Raw genomic sequence first — 15,837 nt, 5'->3', positions numbered from 1 at the left:
AACTTTTACCTATCTCTTACGCGCGCGCATGACTAACTTTTCCCTCCACGCAGTCCTTACCAGGAAGTTATATAGCGAAGAGGGGTTGAGGTTCGGTATATAAAACTTCCTCTTATTACCTCTACCGTCCTTGACGAAAATTACGCATGAGTTGCTGTCCCCGGAAATCTCTAACTCTGATAGGCTGTCCTTGTATAAGAATTCGCAACCGTTACAATTCCCTAGGGTTTCGTATTTCATTATAAATAACCTTTGCCCTTCTAACTGGAGTTGCCTTATAAAACTGGATAAGTCGCCCGTTTTACTACCTTGAATTGGTAATAGTAGTAGTGCGTCCGCTACGAGGAAACTAACTATTATCCCGGGGGTGAAATTAAAAATAAGCGACACTAGTACGATCGCGGTGAACTCCGCAAGCGAAATACCCAATAACGCGTTAAGCTTTTTTTTGCTAGGGCTAAATGGGACCTTTACGGCATCATTCCTCGATATTATTAAGCTTTTCCCCGTTATTTGGATAGTAAAGGCGTTTTTCCCGTCATCACCTATGGCTATCGGTAGCTCAGCCAAGACGACGTCCGATAGTGGATAACCACATTTTAGGCAAGACGGGGCGTCGTCGCCATTCGAGAAACCGCAACTAGGGCAAACTTTTGCCATGAGTAAATATATGGCAGAAAAAGGCTTATAAATAAAACTCTCGGGGAGACACACCTGATCATTCCCTCGAGACAAGATCTATTTAAAAATTTTACTTAGTCCAAGTGCAGTGTGGTTCTAATTTCAATTTACGATAGGATTGAGCTAGTCATCACCGTTTATATGGTTTTTATCACTATCTCCAAATATGAAAAAACTTTTATACCAACAATTTGTCTACAATATGCTAAAAAATTATTATCTAAGGTTATCCCCCGTCAGGGAGTGTTCTCAAACAGTCATGAAATTCGATAAGTGTTTGTAATATTATATCAGTTTATTTCTAATATAGTGTATCCCCTTCAAGTAAGCCTCGTTCAACGGAGTTTTCTCCCTCGAGTAAACTACCGGGTACATGACATTCAACAAGGCAAGACTATACTCGACTATCCCCACGTCCCTGTTAACAGCCCTCGTGTCCCTTGCCAACCTAGCCAAGTGGGCCCTACAGTAAGAATGATAACTCTCCACAGTGTAAGTATACTCTTTACCCACAACGTGTTTGTCGAGTACTTGATAAACTGAATAACCGTCAGTGTAGTACACCCTACTCTCGGGTAGGGGGTCCTGGAGGGAGCTGAAAGTCATGTAATCCCTATCACCCGTGATAAAGAAGGGCACACCATCTGCCAACGCGTTCCATACCCACAAGTCTTCCCTCTTTCGCCCATGTCTGGCCCACACGTAAGTCCAACTCTCGTCGAGCACTGTAGCTTTTGCCGTGAAACCCTCCAGCCGTCCTTGCAAGAGTAGTAGGTAAGCATACGCTTCTACCCCTTTCCTCCTTATAAAGCTGTATATTGTAGTTAACGGTTTCCCTTCGACCCTCGCTATCCCCCTCATGCTCATCCTATTCGTGTATTCTTTCAGTACTCTCTCCTTTTGTTCTTTACCCATCTTGTGGTTTGTCGCTTGGTAGGACGTCTTCCCGCAAGTTTTGCACTTGTATTTTGTTTTTCCTCTAGCTGATCGTCCTTTACTACTCTGTTTGATTTGCACGAGGGGCAAGGTGGCCTTTCTTCTCTCCTCCTCTTTACCCCGAGTTTTTTAGTGTAGTAGTATAGTGTTGATGGCGGTATCCCTAACTTGGTGACTTGTACTCCTAGTAAGTATGCTGCTATTGTGTAAGCGAGGTCTTCCGGCTCGTGTTTTCTCGGCTTAAAATTTAAATCCCTTAAAACTAAGAGTATTAATTGTGCAAGGGTTACGAGGTTCATCTCGTAGACCCCCTTAAAATCTCGTGACCCTTGCACATAAGTGTTTCTACAGTAATGTTTGCTCTCATTACTTCTAGCTCTTTCCAGCAAGTAGTAATAGAAAGGATAGTTTTTATAAATACTCTATTATTTTTACAAATCCTTATCGAATTTGGTGACTGTTTGAGAACACTCCCAAACAAATCCTATCCGTTGTTAATTTAGCGGTGACCATCTAAGTTATCAGTGAGGGGTCTAGTAAACAAGGTCAATATATAATAAAATTTACGGGTGGTAAAGTAGATGAGGGACATGATAAAATAGCAGTATTGAGGCTGAGAGCCGTGACTGGACGTTGGGCCTGCCTGGGGTGATTAAAACACATATTATCGACTGATATCCTTGAAACATAGACCAACAAACCGGCTTCGAGGTTGAAATAAGAGCTAAATACTATTAACGCACTGCCTAAGGTGATGAGTGTACGTCTTATATGAGCTTAAAGTAAGAGAGTAACTTTGGGGTGGGCTGAGGTAAGTACTCGTACCACCCCGGGTTCTAATCCCCCTAGGTGGGCATTAAGGCACATCGATGTGGTCTTGTCTACATATTTCTAAAACTTTGTTTTTCCCATATATCCACACTCCCTGCAGGGTTTATAGGCTTTTAGGAAAAGGTTTAAATCAGTGTGACCCGTGTAAGAACACGTGAACCGGCTGATCATTGCCTTTATCGTGATGACGACGTCATTATTATTTCTCATTTCGGCCCTCCACTCTTCAGCGTCCGCAATAGGGATAAACGACATAGGGTTAACGAGTCAAGGTCAGAATTACGTTTATAATACAACATCAGTTAAGGGGTACTTCATATTTTACGGGGGGTCTTTCTACTCAGGTAAACCCGTAAACTATAACGTCGCCTCAGTACAACTTAACACGGTCTTGACCAACGGTATTTATTGCTACTTCGTCCAGAACGTTTTGGTAGTAATCGCAAACGGTAACGGGACGTATACGATAAGCTTCGTGGACAATTTATGGAACCTGACACCACCATACACGGTTATACCGTCAGCTGTCGAAGGAAATGGGGAAGTATGTAAAGCACCTAACACCTCGGACACCTACTTCTACTTTTACGCCTTCCCTCAAAACATAACGTTAAGGCCCCCGTTTAACGTAACGTTGATCTCGAACGTTAGTGTAGTGTCCGGGTATATAGAGTTAAGGTTCATCGCAATACTTACCAATAGCGACTTCTCGCAAGAGTTCGTTTACGACGACGTAAGGGTCTTAAACCCCTCTTCTCAAGCGTATTTTATAGTAGGACGTAACATAGACTACCCTACACGGGCGGACGTAGAACTCGTAATCGGAGGCGGGGGGAGTGCTTCAACACTCTATGTTTACAACTGGTCTTCTAAAATGATGCTACTCTATTTATACGACGGTAGGTATTACGAGGTACCTTCTGCTATATCTTATTCCTATATAACCGCTGAGTCAGCTCAAGGTATATATGAGTATTATGATAACGGTTATGTAGTCCAGACGGCTGGGAATAATTATTACGGGGAGTTATGGGACATTTCCGCTAATATCACAGTGGTCAATTATTCGAAAGTGGAGTTCAATTTAGTCCCCGCCTATGGGGAGTGGTCTTATGAGATAAACGGTAAGGTATTCCCCGTAAACTCCAGCGAAATAGGACTGCCTTACGGGGAGTATAATATTACGGTCTTTCTCTCGGTAGGGCAAACCCTACTTTATGAGAAGACTTTTAAAAACATAGTCGTCAAGCCCTACGTCGTAGTGAAGTCTGAAGTGCCTTCATTATATGTTAACGGGGAAAAATTTACTAATTATACTAAGGAAGGGGGCTATTACGTGTTTTATATCCCCTTTAAAGGCCCGCTTAAAATAGAGTTCCCGCAGTGTTATTACTTAAACGACTCGAGGTTAAAACTGGTCGGTGTCTTACTCGATAACGGTAGTGTGGCCCAGAGCGACGTAGTCTGTGCCGAGTCCCCCGGCGTCTATACCGCGACCTACCAACTCCAATACCTCATTAGGTTCCCTTATAACATAACGGTAGAGTATGACGGGAGCGTTTACCACGTAAGTTCCATGTACTTTACAGTGGGAAGTTCAGTATATGTCCCTGAACAGAACATTACGTTCCCTAACGGCACTCTAGTAGAAGTGCTCAACCAGACTGTCAAAGTAAGAGAAGGGGGAGAAGGAGGGGAGATAAATTTGCTTACGAAGGTCTTCTACTACGTGAAATTCCTTTATAATGGCGTTTACGTAAACCAGTTACCCAGACCCGGCTTTTACCCGAAAGGCTACTGCATATCGCTGCCTAAAGAGCTCAGGAACTCTACCACGATAGTCATAATTAATTCAAGTTATTACAAGGTAAAGGTCTTATCACCGTTAAGCTTAAGGGTCAACGTCACAGTTTACTACCGTGTCACGTTTGTTTTAGGGAACTATTCTGTACACGTGTTTTATGAGCGTGGGAGTACTGTTGACCTTACGAGTAATATAACCGTTAATGATTACGTGGTGTTTGTGGTTGAAAAGCCCCTCACCTTAACTGTTAATTCCCCGCAAACCGTGAGCCTCGAAGGGCATTTCATGGTTTATTACCTCGTGGAGGTACATTACCTCAACCGTACTATTAGCGCCTTGTTGCCTGAAGGCGGGCTTTTCACCCCCGGTAATGTGAGTATAGGTAATTACACTTATGTCTTCAGCCCGGTGGACATCACTCACCCCGGGGCTTACTTCCTAAATTACACAGTCTATGATAAAGTTATTGACGAATTACCTACCGGGGAGACTATTGTCTTGTACGTTAAAAACGGTACTTACGCTTCGGTACCGGTATATTATGACGGTAAGGTCGTAAATGAAACGGTCTTAGTGACCTCTTCCCCGCTCGTCGTCTCCCTACCTCAGAGCTTTGCCCTTGGCCCGGGTAATTACGTTAACACGACGAGTAGTAGTGACTCACAGATGTTAAAAATAGTGGTCTTGGTTTCTCTGGTTGCGGGCCTTTTAGTTACAGTCGCCCTTATGAGGAAGAGTAGGTGACTTTATTTTAAGAAGGAGTAAGGAAGAAAAAACCCTTTTGTGAAAGTTACAAAGTTTATATATTAATCACAGTTCATTATATAACGTATGAGGTTAGCACTCCCTGTTAGCGGTAACTACGCTTACTCTAAGACTTTATATAACGTATTGAAAGGTTATTTGACCCCTAATTCGAGGTTAAACATTTTGGCCGGTGTATCGGTCTTCCTTGGGAATAACTTCGAGGTCATAAACGTACTAAAGAAGTTCGACGTAACGGGTTTCCCGCAAGGCGATTACGTCTACATTTCCTTCCCCTTTGGGGTGAACGGCTCCTCATACGTTGTCATGAAGATAAACTCGATTTACTTAGTGGGTGAAAACGGTGCGTACTTAGTCCCTATAGAGGACAAGGTAATAGACGAGGTAAGCGGTGGTCAAATACCCTTTTTTAAGTTCATACAAGACCACGGCCCAATAAGGCAATACCTAGAACTCGTAAAAAACGAAGAGGCTTTCATAATGCCGGCTAACCAGCAGGTCAACGTCCCCCAGGACGTCGTCGCGAGATCCCTTCTGGGAAGGGTCATAGGGATGTACAGGCTCGCGGACTATTTAGGCCAGGGCGGAGTGGCTTATGTGTTTAAGGCAGAGAGTAGGGGTAAGGAGTACGTGGTGAAAATCCCCAAATCGGACTACGAAAATTTAGAGGCTTACTTAATGAGCCTTTTGAGCGAGGCGTCGGCGATAATATCCATGTCCGCAGACCAGAGGATCGTAAAGGTCTACGCGGTCCACGTAGATACTAATATTCTGGAGTACATCAACGACCAGCAGGCCTACTACCTTTACCCGCCTTACATAGTAATGGAGTACTTGAGGGGCGGTGACCTCAAGAAATACATGGAGAACCCCGCCTTTACCTCCTCTAAGTATTGGAAGTATATAGCGTACTACATCCTTTATTACGTTTCCGACGCGTTAAGGGTGATCCACAGTAAGGGTTATGCACACTTAGACGTTAAGCCGGCGAACATCTTGATCGTAAAGCCCTACAGTACACCTGAAGAGCTTTACGCCGACTTGACCCAGTACTTGGTGGTAAAGTTAGGGGACTTAGGGGCTTCTACGAGGATCAGGGAGCAAATAACGTTATTATCACCGGAATACTCCCCGCCCGACGAAGTGGAGTACATGGTGAAGGGGAAAGGCGCAAGGCCTTTAATGGACATATTCTCGTTGGGTATGACTTTCCTTAAAATCTTAGACCCGAAAATCCAGAGGCCCGACTTGCAGTATATAGTAAGTGCTATAAGTGACGTGAGGGGTGACAAGGACCGCGTGATGCAGTTACTCTCTTACTCGTCTTCTGTACTCAGTAACTGGAACCCGCCGGTTTTGGACACGCTCGAGCCGGAAATAAAGGAGTTAGTCCTCAAGATGATAACCCCTTCCTTGTACTCGAGACCTACTGCTAAAGAGGTGAGGGACACTATTGCCAAATACATAAGGTTACCCTACCAATAAGGGGGACTTTGACCCCTTTTGGGGTGAGTAATCTCCGTGATATCTAAAGACAAAGTCCTCGACGTGATAGAGTTTTTCAGGGCTAATAGGTCAGTCAACGAGATAAGGGGCGTGGACAAAAGGGTAATGAAGCTCCTAATTGACTTAGGTGTATTAAAGGTGAGAGGGAGAGTGATAAGTTTAGACACTAACTTCAGGGCTATACACACTTTAGTGGAAGTGGTCGATAATGGGAAGAGACCTAAAATAAGGGTCAGGAGTATAATCTTTGACAAGTTAAAGGATAACGATAAGATCTTCGTGGTCTGGAAGAGTTACCTCACTGACCCTATACCCGTAGTGGAGAGAGGTGAGTTTGAGATTAAGCAGACCAACCCGTTACCCATATTAGCGGTCTATACTACCACTACGGTACAGTTTGTGAACCCGGTCATAAAGTTCAGATTCTCAACGGGCTACGAGCATGAGATTTTGTTTAACCTCATGAACTTACCATACCACTACATCCTCCCACCGTCGGGGAAGCCGTTTAAGAAGTTTATTGAGGTGGAAAACATAGACGCTCCTAAGACCCTTTACTTTTATTACAACACGAACCCAAGGTCAAACTCACCGGTTTAAGGTTTATGGCCCTCCCCATCTTTCCTCTGTACGTCAATGAGACATGCTTTTTGTACAAATAATAAGACGAATAAAATAGAATAAAATAAAAAATGGTAAAAGCAAATATCTTGGAAGTGTTCTCAGACAGTCATGAAATTTGATAAGTATTTGTAAAAACATTAAGGTATTCATAAAGACTATCCTTTCTGATGCTACTCGCGGGAAAGGGCTAGCGGTGTGGAGAGCAAACATCACTATAGAAGTGTTTATCTACAGTGTTTATGGTCTCTTTGTGCGGTCACCTAAAGGAGCACGGTAATTTATCGTCACGTGTCCTCGACCAGAAAACGGCCCTAAATGAGGTTCATTCAAGGGCGGTTAAACATACTGCGCTAATTTGATATAATATTACAAAGATTATTAAATTTCATGACTTTTTAAGAACATACCCAAAATTTTGCACGAAAGCTTGTTTATCGGGGCGTACTAGGGCATATAAAACGGGGCAGATACTCGAAAAGGTACAAAACCGAACTGGCGGAGCGCGTCAGGGACTTCTATCGGATCCCACTAAACGGCTCACTGGCCTCATTTAAAGCTTTTGCCCTGAGGGTATGAGAACGGTTATAATGTCGTTAATGGCCGTAAAACTCGGTCACATTAATTTACACGCTAACTCCTATATCTGCACTGTCGTTATGGGGCAAAGGTCCATTCCACGCACGATTTATGACTTAATGACGTTACCGTCACCACACTCATTGGTAGCGTCCTAAGCGGCCGTGTCCCCGTTTTTGTACAGGGAGGACGAAAGTTACTCATCAGCACAAAAAGTGTCTAGACCGCTATTCTAAGTAGTTTATCAAGACATAAGTCTTGTTAGGGATTAGGCTGCTCCAGTTCGCAGTCACGCTGTCCTCCTCATGTGGCACCTCTTCTGTCGAAATGACGCTCAGGGGCTTCCCAAACATGTCTACCTTGTCCGCAACCACTTTTAGGCTCTTTTTTATTTTAAACCCGGGATAGTTCATATTAACAGCATATTCTAGTATAGGTGTGATGTTTGTAACATATAGCATTGACGCGATGTATGTGTCGCCGTAAATTTCCCTCAATACGTCCAATATCTTTTCTTTACTATTTAGCACCCAGTCCATGAGCTTGAAATGAAAGTATACCTCTACGTCAGAGCCCTTAGGTATAACCTCCTTACAATTAAAGGAAACACCCATTATGTACTGGTATTTAACAGCACTCTTAGTGTAAGAGAAGCCGGGCTCACAGTCCATGCCTTTTACCCTCGCCTCAAAATGTATTAAGTTAACGCTCTCGAAGGGGAAAAATAACGTGCTCAAGAACATTTTATTAGAATCTTTGAAAGTGTGTGCAATTACGCGGTGGTATGCTTCATGGTATCCGTTAGAGTGTAAGTAATAGCTAGCTTCAGAGAATTTAAAATAAGCGTGCATGTTTTTCGTATCGTACCCCAGTTTCTCAAAATCTATCATAAATTCTTAGACGTGTTAAGGATTAATAAATTTTGAGTGAAAACTCTATATGTATTTAAGTTTGGACTTAATCACTCGCTGTAAGGTAAACTCCCGGTCTAGCGGACTTGCCCGCTTAATATAAATACTACTTTTGTCTTCTGTTAGCTCACCGATTACAAGTGTGCGAAAATGACGTCCAGACATAGTAAAGCTTTAATATAACAAGGTAATTAAGCTATAATTAAATGACTAAAAAGTGTCCTAGGTGCGGTTATGAAAACTCCGACTCAGCGGAGTTCTGTGCAAAATGCGGGTACGCACTAGTAGGGTTCGAGCAGACGGTAGTACCGAAAGTCCCAAAACCTTCACAAAGCCAACAGTCTGTTAGCCCTAGTTCTGCACCCCCTAAGTCTCCTCCTCCACCTCCTCCAACTACATCATCGCCTCCTCCACCTCCTCCACCTCCTCCACCGCCAACCACATCTGCCAACCCTAGACCACCCCAGACTACAGCCTCAAGCCAAAACCCTAACCCGCCCGCGACACCTCCTCTACCCCCTCCGACTACCTCTCAAGCCTCAACTAGTAGGGCACCCGTAATAACTTCCTCCTCGTCTAGCTCTTCAAGACCAAAACAGAAGAATTTCCTCAAATACGTCGCTGCGGGGCTCGTAGCTGCAATAGTAGTCGTAGCGGTAGTGTTCTTTGTATTACCTATGATGAGCCCCAGTTCACCGCCCTCCTATGTCCTATTGACCTCCGGGGAAGCCGCGGCGATTTTCGGCGGCCAGTGGAATAACCCCGCCATAACCGTTGTAACATACGGTAACGGGTTATACACCATCAAGAACGTGGGCAGCTCTTCTTCAAACCCCATAGGGGCTTATACTTATTTACCAGCCTTTTTCGGCACTACCACGACTACTGTATTCAACGGCTACCAGGAAGCTATAGTGAATACTCTTACGACCCCAATTACTTCAAGCATATCGATACAGATAGTAGACTTTTACACGGGGTCTTCTAAGTTAGCGGGGCAGATGTACTCGTCTGCAGTAACACAACTGGCATCGCAGGGTATAGCTTACAGCTCCCAAGGTACCTTCCCGGCTAAGACCGGAGTGACCTACTCATATTCCTTTTACACTGTTAAGTCCGACGAGTTACTCGTAGCACAAGGGGGAGACCAAGTAGTAATTATAATAGTTTCCGGAGGTGCAGGTAACCCCGCTTTCAGTGCTTCCAGCGTCCTGCAAGTACTCAACTACGTACCGTCGTAACAGGTGGTACGGGGTGGTAAACGGTAAAAATTTTCTTACACTTATCTTTTTAACTTTGATACTAGTCTCAATTTCCGCCCTGATTTCCTCTTCCTCTTATGTGGCGTACAACCCTTTGATCCGCTCCCCAGAGCCTAAAACCGGGGAGACGTGCTTAAACGCGACTTCTAACACTTTTACTTACTATATTTACAAGTTTACACTAAAGGGCGAGGAACTGGGGATACAGAACCTTGTTACAGGGAAAAAATATACAATACCCGTTAGTTCGGATAAGCTTACGATATATACAGTCTCAAACACCAGTATAGTATATGTTTATTCTGGAAATAGCCTGATAAAAATAACGTTTTCAAACGGAGGCCCGTCTAACGTTAGCTATGAGGTGTCCAAGGGGAGTGAAGTGGGGTATGTTTACGGTTATGAGGTCGTCTCCACAGGCCTAAGAGCGACCCTAATTAACGTGACGACAATACAAGTGAATGAGAGCAGTGACGAGCACATACTATTTACACCTGGCGGGTACCCCGTAGAGTTTAAGGACCCCGCCGCCACCTCGTTTTATGAGTACGGACAAGCCTTATTGATCGATTTGTCCAACAATACTTCACTTTTGTGTACCGACCTCGGCCCAAGCGGACAGTTTAAGGGACAGACACTAAAAGGGGAGCTGGGGTTCCCTTATGAGTTTAACGGGGAGGTAATATTTTACAACTTCACGTCAAATAGCATAGAGGAGGAGGCCTTAAACCAGACCACGAACAAAACAGGCGGGGGCTCTATATCGATCACGCAGACTTCCGCGAGTAGTAACACAGTACGTGTGCTCTATCAACTAAAAGTCAAAGTGACGGACGTGCTCTACCTTAGTAGGTTAATAATAGTCTCGGGTTATAACGGGAATAAGGCTATGACGTGTATCTATGAGTTAAATAACCAGTTAAAGCCTTTGAAGGTGCTTAACGGCCAAATTGCCACTGCGATATATAACGTCACTGGAAAGTTCGTACTCTACGGTAACGGTAACACAACTATACTAGACCAGAGGTTCAACGTCACTGAAGCCATGTCCCATTCCGTAACGTATTATGTAAACGGAGTTGTGGTCGTAGAGTACTTAACCCTTGAAGGGAATGAGTCGTTTACAAATGTTTGCGTCCTTGAAGAAAACAATAGCAAAAGTTTCTCCCCTCCCAGCGGAGTTATAGTTACTGAACAACCTATATTTCTGGGAAACGCCCTATTGGCTTTCCAAACGGGTGTAGAGAGCGGGCTCACTTCTTTCTGCGTTTTAAACCTGAGTAGCGGTAACAAGTTTGAGGCCTTGTCTTACTACAGTAACACTACTTACGAGTTCCAAGGTTTCTATTACTATAAGGGGGTCATATATAACCAAACCAACGGGACTTTAGTGTGTATCGTAAACATTACCGGGCCTATCCACATCACCCGTGGTTTAGTCGACATAACCCTGACCAAGAGTAACGTTTCTTTAATCTTACCGGACGGTGTCTATGACCTTAACGGTAATTATACGCTCACCTACCAAAACGGGTCTGAACTGCTCTCGTCAAGACTAGACCTTACCGGGACTTCCGTCAAGGTCACCTCTTACGTACCGCCTAGCACTACTCCGCCCACCAATAAGACCGCTACTCAGACTTCTATTGCACCTAGTACTACCACCAGTTCCTCTGAGACGTCAACTACTTCTAACAAGGCTGTTACTCAGACCAGCACTACATCCCCCTCAAGTGTCCAGCAGTCGATTCCCTCCGCCCCACCTTCTGGTGGTGTGGCCCCACCACCAAGTACTACCCCAAGTGCCAACATTGAAGAAGTTGTGTTAATAGTGATAGGTTACGCCTCAATAATAGGTATTTACGCATACCGGAGGAAGAAGTAAGGGTTTCAGAAAGGAAACTTGTTTGTCTGAGAGTAAAGCTTTTTTATCCGAATAGTCACAAAAACACTAAATGAAGAGGACAGTCCAGACTCTGGTCTCTATTTTACTCCTCCTTTTAATGTTACTCCCTTCAGTCCCGGTAGTTGCTTCTACCAGCACAAACGCTAACCCTACCTACGACTTAAAGGTCACGGTGACCGGGGGAAAAGCAAAAATTCTGCTCACCATATACAGCGTCAATACTCAGTCCTTAGTGTTTAAGAAAGTCATCGGTCCAACTACGTATTTAAACCTACCGGAGGGAATGTACTACTTTTATGCGTTACCGCTGAACAGTAATGTGAAAATTTTCCCCCAATCAGGCTATGTATTAGTACCTTTAGGGGGTATAAGGCTTTACGAGGTATACGAGCCACAGTTTACTCAACACGTTAAGAGCACCCCTAAGATAGCCTCTTTCCCGATAGATTATGTGACAGCAATAAACGCGTACTACGCGGGACCTTGTGATTACGTAGTCTTAGGCACAAACACTTCAGAGCTAGTTGTAGCTAAATACTTCTACCATAATTCCAGCTTTGTGGTTGCGTGGGGGTATAAGGGCTTTGTCGGGAAAATAACCGCGGTAGCCATCACCAAAGACTACACTGCAGCCGCAGTGTACTTTAACGGTTCTACAAAAATATACGCGTTTTACACCGATAACGGGTCGTTGATAACTGTGGTAAACCAAACCGTGATCGTTCAGCATCACGGTTGTCTCTTGGACTACTATTGCTGGATACCTAGTTCCAACCCCCCACCTATACCTTCCCCTAACGAAAACTCTAGCCCGTATGAGAGCATACCTTACGTGTTCTCCATAGCTGTATCCAGTGATAAGGTTTACGCTACTTTACCTACTTTTCCCTTCGAAATAGTTTACGCCAACATCTCCCCGACCTCACATATAGCTTGCCCCGTACTGTCCGCGTATGTCGGGCTTAACCCCACAGTAGGTATAAGAGGGATATCCCGTAGCTTTGCCGTAACTTATAACGACACTATTTACGCGCTCTACGCTAACTTATCTTATCCCTCTTGCTATTTACAAGTTTTCACGATACCTAACTTAAGCCTGAACCTAAAGTATAACCTTACCGATATAGCCTCGTTACTATCAATCTCCGTACCTAACTCAACGTTTACCGTGGACGAAAAGGGGAACGTGTTCGTAGGGATAAAGAACGTCACCTTTACGTTCTCGCCAAAAAGCTCCACTCCAGCTGCCGCGACCACTTTCCTCATAGGGCTTACGAAGGAAGGCTCTTTTGCGGTGCGGCTACCCTTAAGCACTAGACCTCCCTTAGTCACCCCCTCCTCTAACGGTGTCGTAGCCTACGTTAACGGGACATTATACGATGTAGACCTAACGGGCCAAGTCGTGTGGAGTAAGAGTATAACTGACGTCAGGGCGATAACCAGCTCCTTAAACGGCCAGGTCATAGCGGTGCTCAACGGTAGCGGGACTAACTGGGACTTACTTGAGTTTAACAGTGGGGGGCAACTAGTTGCCGAAGTTAAGGAGATAGGGCAAGGGGTTTACCCGTTAGCACAGTTAGGTGTAGGGATCAACGGGGGGCAAAACTTCCCGTTAATAATGGACCCGTATAACGAGGTAGTCTTCCTGTCTACATCGGAATACCTTTACGGTATACCCGTCGGAGTTAACGCTACAATAAGCAACGGCAGGATAATAACACCGGTCACGGTAAACATAAGTGAGGTACCGCCATATAGCGGGGTAGTCCAAGTGACTTATAAAGGGCAGAGTTACACTACAACTACAAACACGTCTATAAAGGTGTTCCCCGGTACCATTACTTTATACGCGACTCCTTACAGTAACTCGACCTTCCAGTACTGGGCGGTAAACGGTTCTACCTACACTGAAAACCCGCTGACGGTCAACGTAATGGGTAACACGGTGGTGACGGCTGTGTTTAGGACACAAATAAACGTGACCTTTGAGGCTATAGGGTTAACAGACACCTACTGGTTCGTCAACGTTTCGGGACAGACTTACACCACTTCTTCACCGTCTATGACTATAGCCTTAAAGCCGGGAGTGAACTATACTGCAGGGCTCCTGACGTTTAATAACCTGACGGTCACCGTCTTCCGAGGTGAAGTGAACAGCCAACTAATTACGTTGAACTTCACGGACTACTTCAAGCCCATCCTCTCTTGCTTAAACCTCGTGACCCCGGTATTTAACGTCACGGATTACGTCATGACTAAAGGCTACTGGGAAAACTTCACTACTAACTATGCCCAGTCTATCTACTACTACGCGCTTTTAATGAACGACAGTTACAAACTATTTAACGGGTCACCGCAATTCTACTCCTATTTACAGATGGTGGTCAACAACCCGGTATTACCATATTATACCGGGGCGGTCAACGTAGGGCCTTTTATAAACAACATTTCCCCGTTACTCTCCTTTAACACTTCCAAGCTGACGCAGATGTTAGACGAAGAGGACGAGGCACTCTCACAAGGCAATTTCAGGGCTTATACTGAGGTCAAGAGCGCAGTGTCTGCAGACCTCACGGACTTGATGACACTGCTAAACAAGAACAATTACGGCGAAATAGCAGGGCAATCCCTGTTAAGTCCGTCCGATGTACAGACCTTAATACCCTACTTGGCCTTCAGGAACTCCTTAATAGCGGTGTTTAACGCCACTGCGTTTATGCTGAAGAGCCCGGCCGTACTTAACATGACGACCGTCTATTGGTTCCCCACGGTGCTTAACGCGAGCATAAGGGACGAGAGTTTAGTGGCCGAGCTTTACGTACCGCCCTACTATTCCTTTAACGGCGTCGCACAAGTACAGCAGTTCTACTCCATCCCCGTGACTGACTTATACTACAACTTAACGACGCAGAAGACTTACGTCCCGATAGGCAGTGTCCAAGTACCTTTGAACCTTACCGCCCCGTATTCTAGGATAGTCGGGTATAAGGTACTGTTCGTCAACGCTACTGTAGTAGACCCCGTGTTTACTCAGGTCTTAGACCACTATAAGGTCATAAGTTTGTTAAACCTCAGCGACTACGACTACTTCTTCCAGCACTTCGTAGGGGAGGCCCTGACTACGGAAGTCAACTTGACACCCACGGCCGTAAAAATACCTTTCGTCAAGATAACGTTAAATTCTACGCCCCTCAGCATAGCACAACTGTACTTAAATACCAGCCCCTTGGTGGTAATGTATAATTATGTCGCGAGCGAAGTGAAGGGAGCAGAGTACGTAAAGAGCTTAAATAACTTGTACTTTATAATCCCCAACGTCTCAGAGAGTTACCTAGTAGCCGGTTCACCGCAGAGAGTTAACTTATCACTGCTTAAGATACCTTATAACCTGAGCTTCAGCGGCACTCTACAAAGGTCAATAGCGTTCTTAAAGCTTAACGACTCCTATGTGGGGTACGCGACGCAAGCTAAGGTAGAGTTGAACTCCCAGTCAAACATTTCGGAATTAGCTATCAAGTCACCCGTAGCCTCTTACGTGTTCCTACTCAACAACCTGACACAGTTACAAGTAGTAGGAGTACCTACCGGGCAATACACGATACAAGCACAGACACCGCAGGGTGTGATAAACAGTACCGTCAGTGTCAGTAGCTCCGACGAGGTAATAAGCGTGAGATTAACGCCACACCAAATGGTCACTGCCTCGCCTATAATCACCTCTAACCAAGGCCTACCGTTACTGCAGATAGCCGTGATAGTAGTGTTGGTCGTAGCTCTGGTCGTCGTCTTGACACTACTGAAGAGGAGGTAGTTTTTTTAGAGTAAAAAATAAAAGCGAATTACCACAACATCTTTATCAGTGTCGCTATGAAGCGCTGTCCCAGTTGCGGTCACCTGAATAAGGACGACGCTGTCTACTGTGAGATGTGCAGGTACAGGTTTCCCGGTAAGGTCTGCAAGGTGTGCGGCCACTTAAACCCCGTGGACGCTGTCTACTGTGAGATGTGCAGGTACAAGTTCGTTTAACGACTTAAC

Annotated in this window: 9 protein-coding genes and 1 pseudogene; 7 read left to right on the top strand and 3 right to left on the bottom strand. The window is 44.8% G+C overall.

The window, feature by feature from the left end:
* Positions 1 to 9 precede the first annotated feature (9 nt).
* A complete protein-coding gene (locus KN1_RS06330) occupies positions 10 to 660 on the bottom strand; it encodes a hypothetical protein (protein WP_221290171.1) in 651 nt (216 codons plus the stop codon).
* Between the two features lie 306 nt (positions 661 to 966).
* Positions 967 to 1,916 (bottom strand): annotated as a pseudogene (locus tag KN1_RS06325) (IS1 family transposase).
* Between the two features lie 686 nt (positions 1,917 to 2,602).
* Here KN1_RS06325 and KN1_RS06320 point away from each other — a divergent pair.
* The 3 genes from KN1_RS06320 (at position 2,603) to KN1_RS06310 (ending at position 7,123) form a co-directional block, all read left to right on the top strand.
* Entirely contained in the window at positions 2,603 to 4,996 is a 2,394-nt protein-coding gene (locus KN1_RS06320) for a thermopsin family protease (protein WP_221290168.1), read from the top strand.
* An 87-nt stretch (positions 4,997 to 5,083) separates the two neighbouring features.
* Positions 5,084 to 6,502, top strand: a complete 1,419-nt coding sequence (locus KN1_RS06315; RefSeq protein ID WP_221290166.1) for a protein kinase domain-containing protein — start codon at positions 5,084 to 5,086, stop codon at positions 6,500 to 6,502.
* Positions 6,503 to 6,538: 36 nt separating this feature from the next.
* Positions 6,539 to 7,123, top strand: a complete 585-nt coding sequence (locus KN1_RS06310) for a hypothetical protein (RefSeq protein WP_221290163.1) — start codon at positions 6,539 to 6,541, stop codon at positions 7,121 to 7,123.
* Positions 7,124 to 7,950: 827 nt separating this feature from the next.
* Here the strand turns inward: KN1_RS06310 and KN1_RS06305 are convergent.
* Positions 7,951 to 8,613, bottom strand: a complete 663-nt coding sequence (locus KN1_RS06305) for a hypothetical protein (protein WP_221290162.1) — start codon at positions 8,611 to 8,613, stop codon at positions 7,951 to 7,953.
* Positions 8,614 to 8,840: 227 nt separating this feature from the next.
* Between KN1_RS06305 and KN1_RS06300 the strand changes: the two genes are divergently transcribed.
* From KN1_RS06300 to KN1_RS15105, 4 genes are all read left to right on the top strand, one after another.
* The gene (locus tag KN1_RS06300) at positions 8,841 to 9,875 is read left to right on the top strand and encodes a zinc ribbon domain-containing protein (RefSeq protein WP_221290161.1); all 1,035 of its coding nucleotides are present in this window, start codon (positions 8,841 to 8,843) and stop codon (positions 9,873 to 9,875) included.
* A gap of 13 nt (positions 9,876 to 9,888) precedes the next feature.
* Positions 9,889 to 11,781, top strand: coding sequence for a hypothetical protein (locus KN1_RS06295; RefSeq protein ID WP_221290159.1), 1,893 nt, complete (start codon positions 9,889 to 9,891; stop codon positions 11,779 to 11,781).
* Between the two features lie 70 nt (positions 11,782 to 11,851).
* Entirely contained in the window at positions 11,852 to 15,613 is a 3,762-nt protein-coding gene (locus tag KN1_RS06290; RefSeq protein WP_221290158.1) for a hypothetical protein, read from the top strand.
* A gap of 56 nt (positions 15,614 to 15,669) precedes the next feature.
* Positions 15,670 to 15,828: a double zinc ribbon domain-containing protein gene (locus KN1_RS15105; RefSeq protein WP_221290156.1), complete on the top strand. Its 159-nt coding sequence runs from the start codon at positions 15,670 to 15,672 to the stop codon at positions 15,826 to 15,828.
* Positions 15,829 to 15,837 lie beyond the last annotated feature (9 nt).

This window comes from Stygiolobus caldivivus (genome assembly GCF_019704315.1).
Lineage (GTDB): Archaea > Thermoproteota > Thermoprotei_A > Sulfolobales > Sulfolobaceae > Stygiolobus > Stygiolobus caldivivus.
Note: the sequence above shows the minus strand (reverse complement) of the source record. Positions and strands in the feature narration are given on the sequence as shown.

Coding starts and splice junctions, on each gene's coding strand:
- KN1_RS06290 (WP_221290158.1), top strand. CDS start 11,852: ATGAAGAGGACAGTCCAGACTCTGGTCTCTATTTTACTCCTCCTTTTA.
- KN1_RS06315 (WP_221290166.1), top strand. CDS start 5,084: ATGAGGTTAGCACTCCCTGTTAGCGGTAACTACGCTTACTCTAAGACT.
- KN1_RS06330 (WP_221290171.1), bottom strand. CDS start 660: ATGGCAAAAGTTTGCCCTAGTTGCGGTTTCTCGAATGGCGACGACGCC.
- KN1_RS06300 (WP_221290161.1), top strand. CDS start 8,841: ATGACTAAAAAGTGTCCTAGGTGCGGTTATGAAAACTCCGACTCAGCG.
- KN1_RS06305 (WP_221290162.1), bottom strand. CDS start 8,613: ATGATAGATTTTGAGAAACTGGGGTACGATACGAAAAACATGCACGCT.
- KN1_RS15105 (WP_221290156.1), top strand. CDS start 15,670: ATGAAGCGCTGTCCCAGTTGCGGTCACCTGAATAAGGACGACGCTGTC.